Here is a 16,498-nt window from a genome sequence, read left to right as displayed (position 1 = left end):
GAACCGTGCCGGAATCTCCAAGAGCCGGGCGCCCGGTTCACCCCACCGTGGACCTCATGATTCTGGTGACGGGTGCCACGGGCACCATCGGAAGCGACGTGGTACGACAGCTCGCGGCGCGCGGCGAGAAGGTGCGCGCCCTGACCCGCGACCCGGCGAAGGCCCGGATGCCCGCCGGGGTGGAGGTGGCGCGCGGGGACTACCTCGACCACGGCTCCCTGGCGGGCGCGATGGCGGGGGTGACGGCCGCGTTCCTGCTGCGTCCCCCCGGCCCGGAGGAGGGGCACGACCTGGGGATGGTCGAGGCGGCGCGGGCGGCGGGGGTGCGAAGGCTGGTGAAGCTCTCCGCCATCGGGACCGGCGATCCCGAGGTCGGCCCGGCCGGTGTGTGGCATGTGGAGGGAGAGCGGGCGGTGCGGGAGAGCGGGACCGAGTGGACGGTCCTGCGCCCCTCGTCGTTCGCCTCCAACACGCTCAGCTGGGTGCGGGAGGTCGGGCGGGGCGAACCGGTGCCGAACATGACCGGAGACGGGGAGTCGGGTGTGATCGACCCGCGGGACGTGGCCGAGGCGGCGGTGCGGGCGCTGGTGGACGGCGGGCACGCGGGGCGGACGTACACGCTGACCGGGCCGGAGGCGATCAGCGTTCCCGGCCAGGCCGCCGTGCTCGCCTCCGTCCTCGGCCGCCCGGTCGCCACCCGGGACCTCTCCCCGGAGGAGACACGCGAGCATCTGCTCACCGTCTGGGGCTTCGACGAGGCGCAGGCGGACGGCGTCCTGACCGGCACCGCCTTCGTCCGCGGCGGGGGCAACGCGATCGTCACCGAGGATGTCCGGCAGATGCTGGGGAGGCCGGCCAGGACGTACCGGGAGTGGGCGCAGGACCACAGGGAGGCGTTCAGCGGGGAGTGACAGGGGAGTCGGTGCCCGGCCGCAGCACCGTCGCCGCCAGTACGAGAGCCGCCACCGCGATCCCCGTGGCGACCCGGAACGCCAGCCGGTAGCCCTCCGCCGTGGCCGGGATCAGGTCCGCGCCCCGGTCGAGCAGGGTGTCGGTGCGGATCGCGGCCAGCGTGGTCAGGGCCGCAAGGCCCAGCGAACCGCCCACCACCTGCGTGGTGTTGAACAGCCCCGACGCCAGTCCCGCGTCCTCCTCCCGTGCTCCGGACATCGCCAGCCCGGTCAGCGCGGGCATCGCCGCCGCGAACCCGGCGGACAGCAACAGCAGCGGCGGCAGGACGTCGACGGGGTACGAGCCGTCGACGGGGGCGCGGCTCAGCAGGGCCATCCCGGCGGTGATCAGCACCATCCCGGCGAGGAGCACCCGGTAGCCGCCGAACCGGGCGACGGTCCGTGCCGACAGCCCCAGCATCAGCAGACCGATGGCGATCGGGGCCGGAAGGAACGCGGTCCCGGTCGCCAACTCGCCGTAACCGAGCACACGTTGCAGATACAGCGCGCTGATGAACTGGAAGCCGTACATCGTGCCGATCATCAGCACCTGGACCGCGTTCGCGCCGGTCAGCAGCCGGGAGCGGAACAGGCGCAGGCGCAGGAGGGGGCGGGCCGCCCGGGCCTGGCGCACGGTGAACGCCGTGAACAGGGCGAGCGCCAGGGCCGCCAGGAGGAGGGTGGCGGTCAGGGAGCGGTTCCCTGCGCCGACGATGTCGTACACCGTGAGCATCAGCGCACCCGTGACGAGCGCGGCTCCCGGGTAGTCGGCACCCCTGCCGAGTCCGGCACCGCGCTCGGGCGCGAGGACGCGTACCGCCGCCAGCCAGGCGACCGCGCCGATCGGCAGGTTGATCAGGAAGATCCAGTGCCAGTTCAGGGCCTGGGTCAGGGCGCCGCCGAGGAAGGTGCCGAGCGCCCCGCCCGCCGCGCCGACCGCGCTGAACACCGCGATGGCACGGGCCTGTTCCCGCGGCTCGGGGAAGAGGGCGACCAGCATGCCGAGGACCACGGCCGAGGCCATCGCCCCGCCGACGCCCTGCAGCGCCCGGGCCGCGATCAGCACCCCCTGCCCGGTCGCCGTCCCGCACAGCACCGAGGCCGCCGTGAACACGGCGAGCCCCGAGGTGAACATCCGCTTGCGGCCCACCAGGTCACCCATTCGGCCCACTAGCAGAAGCAGCCCGCCGAAGGCGATCAGATACGCGTTGACGACCCAGGCGAGCCCCGGTCCGCTGAAGCCGAGGTCGCTCTGGATGGCCGGCATCGCCACGGTGACGATGTTGCCGTCCAGGATCGTCATCAGGGTGCCCGCGCACAGAACTGCGAGGGACGTCCAGCGGGAGTACGTTCGTGACGGTGCCACCGTCGCCGGTGACGGGCTGTTGTCGATCGCGGTTGACATGGCTCCCCGTTCTTCATGCGCACCTTGGTGCACGACTTGTAACGGGGTTCATCGTGGGTGACCATGGAGGCCGGCGTAAGGAGGCAGTCCGATGTCCCAGAGGAACACCGGTGTTACCGTCCAGGCAGTGAACGCGCAGGCGTGCCCCGTCCGGGAAGTTCTTGACAGGGTGGCCGGCAAGTGGAGTGTGCAGATCCTTGTCGCGGCCGCTCAGGGGCCCATCCGCTTCACGGAGTTGGAGCGCGGTATCGAGGGCATCAGCCGCCGCATGCTGACGCTGACCCTGCGCAACCTGGAGCGCGACGGCCTGGTCACGCGTACCGTGCATGCGACGGTGCCGCCGAAGGTGGAGTACGAACTCACCCCGGTCGCCCTTGAGTTGCATCAGACGCTGCAGCGGCTGACCGACTGGGCCGAGAACAACAGGGTGTACATCGCCGAGGCGCGGGCGACCTACGACGCCGAGCACCAGCCCGAGTTGCTCGACGCGTAGGCGGCTCGGACGGTTAGAGGCCGAAGAGGCTGAGGTCCGCGGACAGCTCCTTGAACACCGCGTCGGGGTCGGCGATCAGCTTGCGCTCCTCGAGGTTCAGCAGGCCGCCCACCGCGGTGATCTCGGCCGCCACCGTGCCGTCGGTCTTGCGTATCTCCTGCCGGATCCGGAAGGTCTTGCCGCCGCTCCACTCGAACGCGCAGGTCACGTCGACCTCGTCACCGGCCAGCAGCTCGCGTTTGTAGCGGATCGTCGTCTCCAGTGCCACCGGGCCGACGCCTCGGCCGACGAGATCTGCCTGGCTGATGCCGGCGGCCTGGAGCAGCGACCAGCGGGCGTGCTCCGCGTAGTTGATGTACACCGCCTGGTTGAGGTGCCCCTGTACGTCGGTCTCGTAGCCGCGGACGGTCACACGGACGGAAAACGGTTCGGCCACTGCTTGCCCTTCTCGCGTTCGGATCTTCGGTCAACCGATCCTGGCACGCCGCTCACACCCGGCGTGGGGAGGCCAGCAGATAGCGCACCCGCGTGCGCGGCTCGGTGTACTCGCCGGCCTGCCAGCCCGCCCGCTCCAGCGTGGCGGCACACGCCCGCAGCGTCTCCTCGTCCGGCGCGTACACGGCTACCGCCTCCGGCTGTGGGGTCGCGCGCACCCGGTAGCCCTCGCCGTCCGGCCCCGTCGGCCGGTGCCCTGCCGCCTCCAGGGCGAGCGCGGCGGCCCGCACCAGATGCGTCCGTTCCCAGCCGCAGGGGCGGTCGGTCGCACCGCTCGGGTTGGTCATCCGGCGCAGCTCCAGCAGCCCCTGCCAGGCGCTGTGCACCTCCCGCAGCCGGGCCGGCTCCGACGCGGGCGCCTCCTCCTCCCCGCCGACGCGCGCCGCGAACACACCGGTGGACGGCGCCGGCTCTTCCCGGGCCTCGGGCACCGACTCCGCCTCCCGTATGCGATGCCCTGCCGGGGTCAGGAAGTGATCGTGCGGCGGGCGCGGGTGGCGGAAGGCGAGCCCCCGCTTCACCAGCGCGGCCAACTGTGCCTCCGTCCCGCGCAGCCGCCCGGTGACCTCGTCGGCGCCCTCGATCACCCGCCGCTGCGCAGGGGTCGGCGCTCGGCTCACGGCGTGCTCCCTCCGCTGCGTCGTCACCTCGGAACCGCCAGGTGAGCGGCCCATTCGAAGCGTACGACCGGGGTCTGACAACGGGCCGGGGCCGGCCCAGACCCTCGGGGGTTGCAGCTGGGCGGGGGGTGGGACGCGCGACTCGGCGCTGACGAGGTGCCCCTGCGCCCACCCGTGCCGCCCCAGCGGCACGACTGCCCGCAGCCAGGGCGGTCGCGGCCGGCACGGCAGGTGTCCGTCGGGTCGGTCAGGTGGGCGGGTGGACGTTCCAGCCCGCCACCACCGGGCGACCATGCTCCGTGCCGAGGCGGGACAGGGTGCCTGTCGCCAGTTGGAAGAGGGCGCCGTGTTGGGGGCGCAGGCCGAGGCGGCGGGCGGTGAGGACGCGGAGGAAGTGGCCGTGGGCGACCAGGACGACGACCCCCTCGGTGTTGGCGAGCGCGGCGTCCACCTTGCCCAGCATCCGGTCGGCGCGCTCCCCGACCTGCTCCGGACTCTCCCCGGGGTGCTCGGGCGGGCCCGGCGCGACCCCGTCCGTGAACAGGAACCAGTCGGGCCGGGTGCGCTGGATCTCCACGGTGGTGATGCCCTCGTACCCGCCGTAGTCCCATTCGCGCAGGTCGGCGTCGACCCGGGCGTCGTGGATCCCGATCAGTTCGGCGGTCTCCCGGGCCCGCTGCAGGGGGCTGACGAAGGCGGCGCCGATGCGGTGCGAGCGGATCAGCGGCACCAGCCTGCGCGCCTCCTCCCGCCCGTGCTCGGTGAGCGGTACGTCGGTCCAGCCGGTGTGCCGTCCGGACCGCGACCACTCGGTCTCACCGTGCCGGACGAGAAAGAGGTCACCCACGTCAGCGCCCTTCCCGCTCGCTTCCCAGCACCGTGTCACACGGTCGCGGCGCCCCGCAGGGCGGACTGGGCCAGACGGGCCGCCGCGCTCAGTTCCCGGCCGGCGTGCGGTGCGGTGGCGCCATGGACAGGGTCTCGCCGCAGGCGTCGATCACGGCGGTCCTCCGGTGCCGGTCCAGGACCGGGACGACGGTGCGGTCGGAGTCGTGCGGGGCCCGGACCACCGCCTCGCTCTGCCGCACGCACCAGTCGTCGGCACCCTTCGTGCCGTGGGGCGTGTAGTGCAGGTCGACGGTGACCGCCGCCTTCGCGGAGAGGGGGAACGAGGCGGGGTGCCCCGGTCCGGCGCCGTCGATGCTCTCCGCCTTCCCGTTGTGGATCTCGATGCCCGGGTAGCCGTCGAACACACAGCTGTCCGGACCCTTGTTGACGGCGGTCAGCCGTGCGTCGGCCCGGCTGCCGCCCTTCTCCTTGCCGAGCAGGACCAGCGTCCACTTCAGGGATCCGGTCCGGCAGTTGCCCAGTGCCGTGTCGTCCGCTTCGGTGCTGGTGCCGCAGGCCGCCAGGGCCAGTCCGGCCATGAGGACGGCCATGAGGACGGCCAGGCCGCCACTCGGACGAGCCGTCGTGCGCGTCGTTCGCATCGTTCCCCCTGAACCTGTGCGTGGGTGAGTGGTCAAGTGCCGGGATAGACCAGCGTGTTCTCCGCGCCGAGAGCCTTCGCGCCGGTGTCGGCGTACAGCGTCGTCTCGCCGTCGGACCAGCGGACGATGAGGTCGTCCCGGGTGCGGTTGGGGGTGTAGTCGCCCGCCGTCATGACCAGGCCGTGCTTCCACAGGGCGTTCGGGCCGCGCAGCCGCGACTCGGTGCCCAGTCCCGCGGCCGAGGTGCCCGGATAGGCGTCGAGTTCGCCGTCCGCCCAGCGTACGAGGACATCCCAGGTGGCCTTGCCGCTGAAGTTCCCGCTGGTGAGCAGAGTGGCGTTCTTCCAGGTGCCGTTCGGCGCCAGCAGGCGCTTCTCGGTGCCGAAGGTGCCGGCGCCGACCGAGGTGTAGAGGGTCAGTTCGCCGTCGGTCCAGCGGACCAGCAGGTCGGTGGCGTTCCCGCCGCCGTGGAACTGCCCGGCCGAGATCTGGACGGCGTTCTTCCAGACCGAGCCGGGCTTCGCCATCCGGACCTCCTGGCCCAGGCCCGCCGCGCTGACGTCCGGGTAGAGGGTGACCTCCCCGTCGGACCAGCGCACCAGCAGGTCGGACAGATCGCCGCCGGCGAAGTCCCCGCCGGTGATCGTCCGGGCGTGCGTCCAGGTGGAGTTGGCCCGCTGGAGCCGCTTCTGCGGCTGGAATCCGCCCTTGCCGTCACCGGGATACAGCGTGGTCTCGCCGTCGGACCAGACCACGATCAGGTCACTGCGGTGATCGCCCGTGTAGTCACCGGAGGCCGTCAGCCTGGCGTGCTGCCACCGCCCCGCTCCGCCCGGGAGCTTGGCCTCGATCCCTTTGTACGGGGGCAGGTCGGACGGCGGATCCTGCCCCGCGACGGCGTAGGCGAGGAGGTTGGCGGCGTCGGCGCCGAACGCCGGGGCGTAGCTGATGTAGTCGACGTTCGCGTCGTTGCCGCCGCCGTTGTAGCCACCGAGGTTGCCGATGACATGACCGGTGGTGGCACCGTCCTTGTAGTCGGTGATCCAGGGACTGCCGGACACACCGCCGTAGTAACCGCCGCAGGTCATGGACATCTGCCGGTACCCGGGGAGTTGCTTCGTCGGCACGGTGCACTTGAGGGCGCGTCCGGCGCCGTTGTGCGCGTGCGACGGGTACCCGACCACCGTGACGTTCCGGTGCGTGTAGCCGGACGGCTTGGTGAAGGTCAGCCCGCCTCCCACGGCCTCCTGGAGCTGCTTGCCCCGCTGGTTCGCCGAGACCCGGGCGAACGCGGTGTCCAGGTCGGACCAGGGCTTCCTGGTGGTCGTCGAGCCGTTGTCGGGGACGTAGCGCGGGTCGAGGAAGATGTGCTGGATGTGGAAGATGCCGTACGGCTGCCGGTCGGGGCTCGCTCCCTTCACGAACTTCGGGACGAAGATGTAGTCGTTCTTCATGCTCAGCCCGCAGTGGGCCGCGGTGAGCACGATGTTCTTCGACGCGGTGGCGATCACGCTGCCGGTGCAGTGCCAGGCGGTGCCGCTCGGCCCGCTGGAGCCGAAGAACGTTCCCACGAGCCGCGTCCCGCCGTACGGAGTCCCCTTGGGCCGGGCTGCCGCCGCAGCACCCGGCTTCCCGGACGCGGACGGCGCCGAGCGGAACCCGTCCAGCGGCCGGGCGTCCGCCATGCGCCGCGCGGTCCAGAACCGGGCGGCCTCCTGCGCTTCCCGCCCCGCGTCCGCCGTCACGAGCGGGGTCGGAGACGGCGAAGGCGAAGGCGATGCGGCCCGTGCGGTCGGAGCCATGAGCCCGAGTATCACCGCGGACAGGACGGTGACGACCGTCCGGCCTCTTCGGTACGACAACAAGTACGTTCCCCCCGGTTTCACGAAAGCCGGACCAGGAGGACGAGCGGCCGCCGGTGCGACGCTGGTCAGGCGCGCACACGGGCGACTTCGCCACGAACTCCGGTGGATCCCCCTGGTCGTGCCCGCCGCAGGATGACGACGGGACCCAGGCGATCTTCGCATACGCCTGTTCGACGGCGTGCGTGACACGGGCAGCCGCCCGCGGGGCGTACGAAAGCCCCCTGTCGGTGATCACATACGGCGTTCACCGACAGGGGGCAGTGGCCCGGCTTTCCTCCCCCTCACCGTCCCTGTTCCGCGTACTCCTTGAACTGCTCCAGATCACTGCGCACGAGCCGTTCGATCGCGGTCGCCTGGGCGAACCCCTTCGGCCCGCCGAACGTCTCCCGGACGGTGTCGGGGTCGTACTCCAGCCGCGCCTGGACCCGGGTGTGGCCCTGGTCGATCGGCTGCAGGGAGAAGGAACCTCTCAGCTTCGGGGCGCCCGTGGTGCGCCACTCCATCACGCGTTCCCCCGTGCGGTCCGAGACCTCGGCGTCCAGCTCCCGGGTCCGGCCGCCCGCCTCGACGTTCAGATGCGTTTGGCCTGCCCTCTCCGTGCGGGCGTCGCGCACGCCGGCCACGAAGCGTGAGTAGTCCTCCACGCGGTGGAGGCTGTCCCAGGCCCTGTCGATGGTCACCCCGACGTCGACGTGTTCTTCCAGGGTGCTCATGGCTCACCTCCGGGGTCGGATCCTGGCCCGTACCTTCTGTTTCCAGTGTGCGCCCGGCACGGGATCACGCATCGTCACTGTCGGTAGCCGCTCAGGAACCGTCCGATCCGGCCGATCGCCGCCTCCAGGTCGTCCGCGTGGGGGAGGGTCAGGATGCGGAAGTGATCGGGCTTCGGCCAGTTGAAGCCGGTGCCCTGGACCACCTGGATCTTCTCCCGCAGCAGCAGGTCCAGTACGAACTTCTCGTCGTCGTGGATCTTGTGGACCTTCGGGTCCAGGCGCGGGAAGGCGTACAGCGCGCCCTTGGGCTTCACGCAGGACACACCCGGGATCTCGTTGAGCTTCTCCCAGGCCACGGTGCGCTGCTCGTACAACCGGCCGCCCGGAGCGGCGAGTTCGCCGATGGACTGGCGGCCGCCGAGCGCGGCCTGGATGGCGTACTGGGCGGGCGCGTTGGCGCACAGGCGCATGGAGGCCAGCATGGTCAGGCCCTCCAGGTAGTTCTTCGCGTGCTGCCTGGGGCCGGTCACCACCAGCCAGCCGGAGCGGAAGCCGGCCACCCGGTAGGTCTTCGACAGGCCGCAGAAGGTGAGGACCACCAGGTCGGGGGCGAGGGCCGCGGCCGAGTGGTGGACGGCGTCGTCGTAGAGGATCTGGTCGTAGATCTCGTCGGCGAAGACCATCAGGCCGTGCCGGCGGGCCAGGTCGAGGATGCCCTCCACGACCTCCTTCGGGTACACCGCGCCGGTCGGGTTGTTCGGGTTGATGATCACCACGGCCTTGGTGCGGTCGGTGATCTTCGACGCCATGTCGGCCAGGTCCGGGTTCCAGTCGGCCTGCTCGTCGCACAGGTAGTGGACGGCCTTGCCGCCGGCCAGGGTCGTCACCGCCGTCCAGAGGGGGAAGTCCGGCGCGGGGATGAGGATCTCGTCGCCGTCCTCGACCAGGGCCTGTACGGCCATGGACACCAGCTCCGAGACGCCGTTGCCGAGGAACACGTCGTCGACGCCCACCTCCAGGCCCAGGTTCTGGTAGCGCTGGGCGACCGCGCGGCGGGCGGAGAGGATGCCGCGCGAGTCGGTGTAGCCGTGCGCCTGCGGCAGCATCCTGATCATGTCCTGGAGGATCTCCTCCGGCGCCTCGAAGCCGAACAGCGCGGGGTTGCCGGTGTTCAGGCGCAGCACGCTGTGGCCCGCCTCCTCCAGTGCGTTGGCGTGCTCGATCACCGGGCCGCGGATCTCGTAACAGACCTCGCTGAGCTTGTTCGACTGCCGGAACTCCATGCGTCCCTCCGGGAACTCGTGTTGCTTGGTTTTACCAAGTAGGAGCTTGGAAAGTCCAACGACATGTCTAGACTGCGGGTCATGTCACCTCGCCGAAGCTACGACCAGTACTGCTCCGCAGCCCGCGCGCTCGACCTCGTCGGCGACCGCTGGACCCTGCTGATCGTCCGCGAACTGCTGGCCGGCCCCCGCCGCTACACGGACCTGCACGCGGACCTGCCCGGCGTGAGCACGGACGTACTCGCCTCACGGCTGAAGGACATGGAACGGGACGGGCTGACCAGCCGACGGCGGCTGCCGCCGCCCGGTGCGGCCTACGTGTACGAACTCACCGAGCGAGGGCGCGAGTTGCTGCCCGTGCTGCAGGCGCTGGGCACGTGGGGCGAGGGCGAGCTGGGCGAGCGGCGGCCGACCGACGCGGTGCGCGCACACTGGTTCGCGCTGCCCTTGCTGCGCGCGCTGCCGGGCGAGGGAATCGTCGAAGTACGGCTGGAGGAGGGGGAGTTCCACCTGTACGCCGGGGCAGAGGAGGGGCCGGTGTACGGCGACGGGCCCGCGCCCGGTGAGGCGGACGCGCGGTTGGCGATGGACGCGGGGACGTGCGAGGCCGTGGCCCGCGGGGAGATGACCCTCACGGACGCCGTCCGGGCCGGGCGGGTCACGGTGACCGGCGAGGGCACGATCGCCAAGGCGCTGCGGGAGGCGTGAAAACGGGCTGCTGCCTCGGACTCCGGCTTTTCGGCCTACCGAGTCGGGTGGGCGGGTGGGAAAGCAGAAGGCCCGCCGGCAGGCGGGCCTTCGACCAAATCGGCTCAGACTCCAGGCGGCCGCCCCGAGCCCCGTGTCAGCGCATACCCGCCGATCCCCGCGAGAGCGGCGAGCATGCCCCCGATCGCGGTCCACACCCAGCGGTCGGACCACCAGCCGGAGGACCAGCCGTCGTCGGGTTCGAGGCTCGACAGCACCGCGGCCTTCGAATCGTCCTCCTTCGCCTGGGACTTGACCGCCACGCCCGGCACGAGCGGCTCGGCCAGCGAGCCGTCCACGGCCGCCGCGCCGCCGATGTCCTTGGAGTCGACCCGCACCTCGGCGCTCACCGGCTGACCCAGGTCGGAGGCGCCCAGGTCCACCACGGTCAGGCGGACGTAGTACGTGCCCGGCAGCGGGTCGTTGGCCCACGGCTCGGACCAGGCACGCACCGTGCGCAGCACACAGGCCAGCTCGACCGAGGACGCCCCCTCGGCGGCGGTGCGGGTCGCCGCGCCGTACTGGCAGGACTGGCGGCGCCGCAGGCCGTCGTACACGTCGATCTGCCAGTTCTGCGTCCCGTGCGTCTGGGGCAGCTTCACGGTCGCCTTGACCGTCGGGCGCTGTCCGGCGTCAGCGGGGAACGACCAGTACAGGTAGTCGCCGGTGGAACCGGACGCGGTGGCCTGCTGCCCCTGCTCGATCTCGGTCGCCGTACGGAAGGACGTGCCCGCCCGGGTGGGCGCCTTGCCGTCGTCCGTGGCGCTCGGCGACGGGGAGGAGTCGGCGGCCGCGGGTCCCGCGGCCAGCCCGAGCGCCAGCAGCGCGGTGCTCAGTACTCGCGTGATACGCATCAGTTCGTCCTCCAGACCGCGACCCGCCAGCGCGACAGCCAGCCCCACAGCAGACCGGCCAGGAAGCCGGCCAGCACCAGCGCACCCAGCAGCCACCAGCCGCGCCCGAGGCCGAAGGAGGCCACGTCGCCCGCCTTGCTCGGGCCGTCCACGACGTCCACGGTCAGCTCCAGCGGCAGACCCGGGGACGTCTTGACCCCCGCGGCGGCCGAGAAGGAGTTGGTGACCTGGAGGCACACGGTCTCGGCGGTGGCGGTGTCGTCGTCGCTCTCCGGCTTCGGGTAGCGCAGACCGGTCGAGATCACGTCCGTACGGCCGGTGCCCGCGGCCTCACCGCGCACGATCTCCCGGCCGTGCACGGTCACCGCACGCAGCAGCACCCCGTGGTCCGGGTTGACGGCCCGGTCGTCCGCCACGCTCACCGAGGCGCGCAGCTCCTGGCCGGGGTCGACGTCCACCTTGTACCAGCGCTGCCGGCCGAACTCCTCACGATCCGTGTAGAGCCCGGACTTGAGCGACGGCGCCTTCGCGCACTCGGCCGCGCCCTCGGTCGCCACCGGCGTCACCACCGGATCGGCGGCCCGGTCGACCAACTCGCCCACCCGGTCGCTGAGTTCTTCCTTGTGCCGTACGTCGGTGTAGGTGCCGCCGGTCGCGTCCGCGATGCAGCTGAGCTGGTCGCGGGTCTTGGCGTCCGGCACCAGGCCGAGGGTGTCGATGGTCAGCCCGATGCCCTTGGCGGCGATCTCGCGGGCCACCTCGCACGGGTCGAGCGGCTGGCAGGTGTCCTCGCCGTCGCTGATCAGGACGATACGGCGGGTGCCGTCACCGCCGTCGAGGTCGGCGGCCGCCTTCTGCAGCGCGGGGCCGATCGGCGTCCAGCCGGTCGGCGCCAGGGTGGCCACCGCGGTCTTCGCCTCGGTCCGGTTCAACGGGCCGACCGGGTAGAGCTGCGCGGTGTCCTTGCAGCCCGTTATGCGGTCGTTGCCGCGGTAGTTGGCGCCCAGGGTGCGGATGCCGAGCTGGACCTCCTCCGGTGTCGCGTCGAGCACCTCGTTGAACGCCTGCTTCGCGGCGGCCATCCGGGAGCCGCCGTCTATGTCCCGCGTCCGCATGGAACCGCTGACGTCCAGTACGAGTTCGACCTTCGGAGCGGGCTGCTCCGTCTCGTCGGCCACAGCCGTGGACGGGACGGCGAGCCCGGCCGTCAGGGCGGCGAGCAGAGCGCAGACGCCCGCCGCCAGCCGTTGTCTTCTGATCATCGGCGGATCTTATTGATCTCAGGCGCCGGGCTCCAAAACGAGCGGGTTCGGCAGCAGGGCCCACTGGTCGCCGGGGGTGTCCGGGGACAGCCGCATCAGCGTCAACGCCTTCGTGGGCAGCGGGCCTTCGCACAGGGCCGTCAGGTCGGGGGTGCGGGGCAGGTCCGGCAGGGCGGCCCTCAGGGCCGCGCCCAGGGCGGGCCCCGAGCCCGCCGTGCCGGCGAGTGCGCCCGCCACCAGGGAGCCGAACAGCTTGCGGCGCAGGGTCGGCACGTCATCCGTGATCAGCCGGCCGGTCAGGGGCGGCGGGGTGATGCCGTGAGCGGACAGCCGGGCCGGGCTGATGCGGATGTCGGCGAGGTCGCGGTAGACCAGGCGGAGCGGGGAGTTGTCCGCCGAGAGGACCACCAGGAGGTTCTGGCCGTGGGCCTCCAGGGCCACCCCGAGGTCCAGCAGGCGCAGACCGACCGTGAGGGCGAGGCGGGCGAACTCGGCCAGCCAGGCCGGGGAGTCCGGCAGGTCGGTGGTGGCGAGCGCCGCCACCGGCAGCACCCGCTCGCCCGGGCCCGCGTACACCTCGGGCGACTCCCGCAGCAGCGCGGCCAGATCGGGGGAATGGGCGGCCGCGCCCAGGGTGCGGGTCATGTGCAGCAGCCCGTCCGTGCGCGCGGACAGTTCCGTGGCGAAGGCCGACAGGGTCGCGGCCGCCCCGACGGAGTACGCGGAGATGTCCCGCACCGAGGAGGTCAGCCGGGCGGTCAGCGCGGTCTTCACATGCGGCCCGTCGGGCAGGGCGAGGGTGCGCAGGGCCATCAGCGGGTGCGCGGGGCGCCAGGGGTCGTACGGCCGCTTGAGCACATGGGCCGCCTGCCAGGGGTGTACCGGCAGCAACAGTCGCTCGTCGTCCCGCAGTTCCTCCGGCCAGTCCCCGGACAGCAGGCACTCGGCGGCCGGTACGGCGACCGTGCCGAGACCGACCACCGGCCGGTGCTCCGGGCCGTACGCCAGCTGGTCCGCCACCGAGAAACCCGGCCGGGAACGGCAGTTGGGGTGGAACGGATGGCCGTCCACCACCCGCTGTTCCCACTCCCACTCCCGCTCGGGCCACTCCTTCGGATGATCCGCGCCGGCCCGGGACAGCGCCAACGAGGCCACACTGTGCCCGAGTTCTGTCGCCAGACCCGCCGCGTGCGGCACCGCGAGGTCGCTCATCAGGCGTGCCGGATCGTCGTAGCGCTCCCGGTCCAGGCGGACGGCGGTGACGTACCCGCCGGTCGCGTACGGGTCCGCGTGCGGGCCGTGCAGGGTCCGGCCGTCGGCCAGCCGCAGGGCGAGGCTGTGTGCCCCCCGGAGCCGGCCGGTGACCCACGGCAGGGGCTCATGGGCGAGCCCCCGCCACAGCCGGGTCAGCACCGCCGCGCGGGCACCCGGCAGCTCGGCCGTGTACCGGGGCAGCAGGCCGGGCCGGACGGCGGCCAGCTCCTCGGCGATATCGGCCTCTGCGGTGGGGGAGTGGTACACGGGGGCTCCTCGGATGCGGGCAGCTCGGGGCACGATTGTCAGGGACGGCATTCATACTTGTTGCTCGGGCCCAGGACGAAGAACGAATGGATCGCGTGGACCTCAAGCCTCCCGCCGACACCGTCGGACAGCGTGCCGACGCGTACGCGGCCGCACCCCTGCTCAACTGCCTGCTGCGCGAGGTCGCCGAGCCGCATCCGGTCCCGGGGCCACGGGCGGTCTTCCGGCTGCCCGGCACCGGCCGCCTGCTGCGCGTACGGCCGGGGCGGCGGCCCGCCGACCCCGAGGTGCACGCTGCCGGGGACTGGCACCGCCTCGGCCACTCCGAGCTGGTCAAACTGGTCGCCGAGGAGCTGCGCCGGCACACCGGGCTGTCCAACGGCGACCTGCCCGCCGAGATGATCGACAGCCGGGACGCGGTCGCCGCCCTGCTCACCGCCCGTGCCCGGGCCACGGCGCCCGAGGACCCGTACCTGCGCTCCGAGCAGTCCCTGATCACCGGCCACCCCTACCACCCGGCTCCCAAGGCCCGCGGCGGCGGCCCGGTCGCGTCCTGGCTGCCGTACGCCCCCGAGGCACACGCGCGCTTCCCGCTGGTGCTGCTCGGCGTCCGCGAGGACCAGGTGGCCGAGGAGGGCGACACCAGCGCCCTGGACGCCCTCGGCACGGCCCCGCCCGGCTACCGGCTGCTGCCCGCCCACCCCTGGCAGCTCGACCTCGTCGCCCGCGACCTCGCCCCGGCCTTCGCCGACGGCCGCCTGGTCCGGCTCGGCACCACCGCCTTCGACGCCTGGCCGACGGCGGCCATCCGCACGGTGTACGAGCCCCGGCGCGACCTGTTCCTGAAGTTCAGCCTCGACGTGCGCATCACCAACGACATCCGCCGGCTGTGGCGCCACGACCTGCTGAAACTGCGCCGCACCGACTCGGCCGCCAGCGCCGCCTTCGCGGCCATGGGCCCGCCCGCGGCCTGGCTGAGCGACCGCGGCTACCGCACCGCCGCCTTCGCCTTCGAGGAGCTGGCCGTGCTCGTGCGGGACGGGCTGCGCGGCCACCTCCTGCCCGGCGCCACCCCGCTGCTCGCGGCCGGGCTCGCGGAGGGCTTCGAGGGCAGCCCACTGGCCGCCACGGCCGATCCGGACGCCTGGTGGGAGGCGTACCTGCGGCAGGTGATCCCGCCCGCCCTCACGGCGTTCGACGCCCACGGGGTCGTCCTCGAGGCGCACCTGCAGAACACCCTGGTCGCCGTGGACGCGGCCGGCACGCCCGTACAGGCACTGTTCCGGGATGCCGAGGGCGCCAAGGTGCTGCCGGACGTCCCCCGGGCCGCCGGCTGGGAGCGACTCGTCTACTGCCTGGTCGTCAACCACCTCAGCGAGATCGCCGCCGCCCTCGCCGAACACCACCCCGGCCTCGACCCCTGGCCCGCCGCCCGCCGCGAACTCGCCCGCCACGACCTGCCCGAGATCCCCGCCCTGCTCACCGCACCGACCCTGCCCGGCAAGACCAACCTGCTGCTGCGCTGGACACACGCGGACGGCGCGGACGCCCGCTACCTGCCGCTGCCGAACCCGCTGGCCGACAGGGGTTAGTCCGTCAGCTCCCGGCCTCCGAACGCCCCGGTCCCGTCCGCCTGCTTCCACCAGGTCTCCAGGCCCGTCCGGTCGAGCGTCCGCCAGTCCGGGGTCTCCTGGACCAGGGCCCGGCCGAGCCGTCGCCCCAGGTCGACCATGACCCGGCCGGCGGGCGCGCGTGCGGCGTCGTAGGCGGCCAGGGCGTCGGACCAGGTGGCCGTCGAGGTCAGGGCCGACTCCAGGACCGTGGCGTCCTGGAGCGCCTTGACGGCACCGGCGCCGGTGTGCGGGCGCGCGACCGCGGCCGCGTCGCCCATGAGCAGCGCGCGGCCCACCGCGTAACGGGGCGCCGTGAAGTCGTACATGGGCTGGAGGAACAGCTCGTCGTGGGTCGTCGCCCGTACCAGGTCGCCCCAGTAGGGAGGAAGCAACTCGGCGGCGACGTACGCCAGATGGGCGCGCAGTCCGTCGCCCGCGGTGCCCGGAGGCAGGCTCGTGGGGGTCTCGAGGCCCTGGTCGAGGCCCGGCGGCGGGGCCGTGTACAGGACCCAGTTGACCCGGTGGCCGCCGTCGGTCCCGTCCGGGATCCGGTACACGATGAGATGGCCGCCCTCGAAGACGACGTAGCCGCACTCGTCCTCGGCCCACAGCTCGGGGTCGCGCAGCCGGGCCGACGGGTAGGCGCCGCGCCAGGCCAGGTATCCGGCGTACTCGGGGCGGACATCGGCGCACACGGCCGTACGCACCGCCGAGCGGTAGCCGTCCGCGCCGATCACCACGTCGTACCGCTCGGTGCGCCCGCCGGCGTGCACCTCGGCGCCGTCCGGTGCCACCTCGACCGCCTCGACCGCCGAGCCGGGCCGGAAGTCCGCCGCCTCGGGCACCCGACGACGCAGCGCGTGCCAGAGCGGGCCCCAGTTGTAGGTGCGGAACGGGAAGGGCATCACGGCGATCTCGCGGCCCAGCGGGCCGTTCGCCGCCGTGTCGTCCCGGACGTACCAGCGGCGCCGCACGAGCCGCACCCACGGCATCGAGGCGTCGAGATGGCCCGCCGCCTCCAGTTCCGCGTAGCGGGCGTTGTGTACGGCGAGCCCGACTCCGCGGTCGGCCAGGCGGCCCGCCGCACGCTCGTACACCGTGATCCCCTCGGCCCCGCCCCGCCCCGCCCCAGCGCGAGCGCCGCCGCGCATCCCGCGATGCTGCCGCCCACGACCGCGACCCTGCCA

At 72.7% G+C, this 16,498-nt stretch carries 16 protein-coding genes; 4 read left to right on the top strand and 12 right to left on the bottom strand.

Annotated elements, in window-relative coordinates:
* Positions 1-56: 56 nt before the first annotated feature.
* Entirely contained in the window at positions 57-911 is an 855-nt protein-coding gene (locus CRP49_RS00205) for an SDR family oxidoreductase (RefSeq protein WP_373560318.1), read from the top strand.
* Here the strand turns inward: CRP49_RS00205 and CRP49_RS00200 are convergent.
* Entirely contained in the window at positions 898-2,355 is a 1,458-nt protein-coding gene (locus CRP49_RS00200) for an MFS transporter (RefSeq protein WP_097251577.1), read from the bottom strand. The genes CRP49_RS00205 and CRP49_RS00200 overlap by 14 nt on opposite strands.
* 91 nt (positions 2,356-2,446) lie before the next feature.
* On the opposite strand from CRP49_RS00200, the gene CRP49_RS00195 reads away from it, so the two are divergent.
* Entirely contained in the window at positions 2,447-2,848 is a 402-nt protein-coding gene (locus tag CRP49_RS00195) for a helix-turn-helix domain-containing protein (RefSeq protein ID WP_179851447.1), read from the top strand.
* Between the two features lie 13 nt (positions 2,849-2,861).
* Here the strand turns inward: CRP49_RS00195 and CRP49_RS00190 are convergent, their stop codons facing one another.
* The 7 genes from CRP49_RS00190 to CRP49_RS00160 all read right to left on the bottom strand — a co-directional run bounded on the left by CRP49_RS00190 (position 2,862) and on the right by CRP49_RS00160 (position 9,314).
* On the bottom strand, positions 2,862-3,284 hold the full coding sequence (locus CRP49_RS00190; RefSeq protein WP_097251576.1) for a thioesterase family protein: 423 nt from the start codon (positions 3,282-3,284) through the stop codon (positions 2,862-2,864).
* A 52-nt stretch (positions 3,285-3,336) separates the two neighbouring features.
* The gene (locus CRP49_RS00185; protein ID WP_097251575.1) at positions 3,337-3,963 is read right to left on the bottom strand and encodes a hypothetical protein; all 627 of its coding nucleotides are present in this window, start codon (positions 3,961-3,963) and stop codon (positions 3,337-3,339) included.
* A 247-nt stretch (positions 3,964-4,210) separates the two neighbouring features.
* Positions 4,211-4,810, bottom strand: coding sequence for a histidine phosphatase family protein (locus CRP49_RS00180; protein WP_097251574.1), 600 nt, complete (start codon positions 4,808-4,810; stop codon positions 4,211-4,213).
* Positions 4,811-4,898: 88 nt separating this feature from the next.
* Positions 4,899-5,453, bottom strand: a complete 555-nt coding sequence (locus CRP49_RS00175; RefSeq protein ID WP_097251573.1) for a DUF4232 domain-containing protein — start codon at positions 5,451-5,453, stop codon at positions 4,899-4,901.
* 32 nt (positions 5,454-5,485) lie between these two features.
* Positions 5,486-7,255, bottom strand: a complete 1,770-nt coding sequence (locus CRP49_RS00170; RefSeq protein ID WP_257033284.1) for a serine protease — start codon at positions 7,253-7,255, stop codon at positions 5,486-5,488.
* Positions 7,256-7,599: 344 nt separating this feature from the next.
* Positions 7,600-8,031 (bottom strand): SRPBCC family protein, encoded by a 432-nt coding sequence (locus tag CRP49_RS00165; RefSeq protein ID WP_097251571.1) that lies wholly within the window; start codon positions 8,029-8,031, stop codon positions 7,600-7,602.
* Between the two features lie 74 nt (positions 8,032-8,105).
* Complete coding sequence (locus CRP49_RS00160) at positions 8,106-9,314, bottom strand: pyridoxal phosphate-dependent aminotransferase (RefSeq protein ID WP_094215022.1); 1,209 nt, start codon at positions 9,312-9,314, stop codon at positions 8,106-8,108.
* Positions 9,315-9,395: 81 nt separating this feature from the next.
* Between CRP49_RS00160 and CRP49_RS00155 the strand changes: the two genes are divergently transcribed.
* Positions 9,396-10,022, top strand: a complete 627-nt coding sequence (locus tag CRP49_RS00155) for a winged helix-turn-helix transcriptional regulator (protein WP_097251570.1) — start codon at positions 9,396-9,398, stop codon at positions 10,020-10,022.
* A gap of 104 nt (positions 10,023-10,126) precedes the next feature.
* Here the strand turns inward: CRP49_RS00155 and CRP49_RS00150 are convergent, their stop codons facing one another.
* From CRP49_RS00150 to CRP49_RS00140, 3 genes are read right to left on the bottom strand one after another with little or no spacing between them, the layout of a single operon-like run.
* Positions 10,127-10,915, bottom strand: a complete 789-nt coding sequence (locus CRP49_RS00150; protein ID WP_097257126.1) for a hypothetical protein — start codon at positions 10,913-10,915, stop codon at positions 10,127-10,129.
* Complete coding sequence (locus CRP49_RS00145; protein WP_097251569.1) at positions 10,915-12,177, bottom strand: VWA domain-containing protein; 1,263 nt, start codon at positions 12,175-12,177, stop codon at positions 10,915-10,917. The genes CRP49_RS00150 and CRP49_RS00145 overlap by 1 nt, the downstream gene beginning before the upstream one ends.
* 18 nt (positions 12,178-12,195) lie before the next feature.
* Positions 12,196-13,698 (bottom strand): IucA/IucC family protein, encoded by a 1,503-nt coding sequence (locus tag CRP49_RS00140; protein ID WP_097251568.1) that lies wholly within the window; start codon positions 13,696-13,698, stop codon positions 12,196-12,198.
* A gap of 86 nt (positions 13,699-13,784) precedes the next feature.
* Between CRP49_RS00140 and CRP49_RS00135 the strand changes: the two genes are divergently transcribed.
* A complete protein-coding gene (locus tag CRP49_RS00135; RefSeq protein WP_097251567.1) occupies positions 13,785-15,290 on the top strand; it encodes an IucA/IucC family siderophore biosynthesis protein in 1,506 nt (501 codons plus the stop codon).
* On the opposite strand, the gene CRP49_RS00130 is transcribed toward CRP49_RS00135, so the two are convergent.
* Entirely contained in the window at positions 15,287-16,408 is a 1,122-nt protein-coding gene (locus CRP49_RS00130; RefSeq protein WP_306459680.1) for an FAD-dependent monooxygenase, read from the bottom strand. The two genes, CRP49_RS00135 and CRP49_RS00130, sit on opposite strands and share 4 nt — an antisense overlap.
* Positions 16,409-16,498: the final 90 nt, after the last annotated feature.

The sequence above is a fragment of the Streptomyces sp. Ag109_G2-15 genome (assembly GCF_900215565.1).
Taxonomy (GTDB): Bacteria; Actinomycetota; Actinomycetes; order Streptomycetales; family Streptomycetaceae; genus Streptomyces; species Streptomyces diastatochromogenes.
This window is presented reverse-complemented; position numbering and strand designations above follow the sequence as displayed.

Bases quoted from the DNA above. Each gene is read 5' to 3' on its own strand.
- CRP49_RS00205 (WP_373560318.1), top strand. From the start codon at position 57: ATGATTCTGGTGACGGGTGCCACGGGCACCATCGGAAGCGACGTGGTA.
- CRP49_RS00200 (WP_097251577.1), bottom strand. From the start codon at position 2,355: ATGTCAACCGCGATCGACAACAGCCCGTCACCGGCGACGGTGGCACCG.
- CRP49_RS00195 (WP_179851447.1), top strand. From the start codon at position 2,447: ATGTCCCAGAGGAACACCGGTGTTACCGTCCAGGCAGTGAACGCGCAG.
- CRP49_RS00175 (WP_097251573.1), bottom strand. From the start codon at position 5,453: ATGCGAACGACGCGCACGACGGCTCGTCCGAGTGGCGGCCTGGCCGTC.
- CRP49_RS00170 (WP_257033284.1), bottom strand. From the start codon at position 7,255: ATGGCTCCGACCGCACGGGCCGCATCGCCTTCGCCTTCGCCGTCTCCG.
- CRP49_RS00165 (WP_097251571.1), bottom strand. From the start codon at position 8,031: ATGAGCACCCTGGAAGAACACGTCGACGTCGGGGTGACCATCGACAGG.
- CRP49_RS00160 (WP_094215022.1), bottom strand. From the start codon at position 9,314: ATGGAGTTCCGGCAGTCGAACAAGCTCAGCGAGGTCTGTTACGAGATC.
- CRP49_RS00155 (WP_097251570.1), top strand. From the start codon at position 9,396: ATGTCACCTCGCCGAAGCTACGACCAGTACTGCTCCGCAGCCCGCGCG.
- CRP49_RS00150 (WP_097257126.1), bottom strand. From the start codon at position 10,915: ATGCGTATCACGCGAGTACTGAGCACCGCGCTGCTGGCGCTCGGGCTG.
- CRP49_RS00145 (WP_097251569.1), bottom strand. From the start codon at position 12,177: ATGATCAGAAGACAACGGCTGGCGGCGGGCGTCTGCGCTCTGCTCGCC.
- CRP49_RS00135 (WP_097251567.1), top strand. From the start codon at position 13,785: ATGGATCGCGTGGACCTCAAGCCTCCCGCCGACACCGTCGGACAGCGT.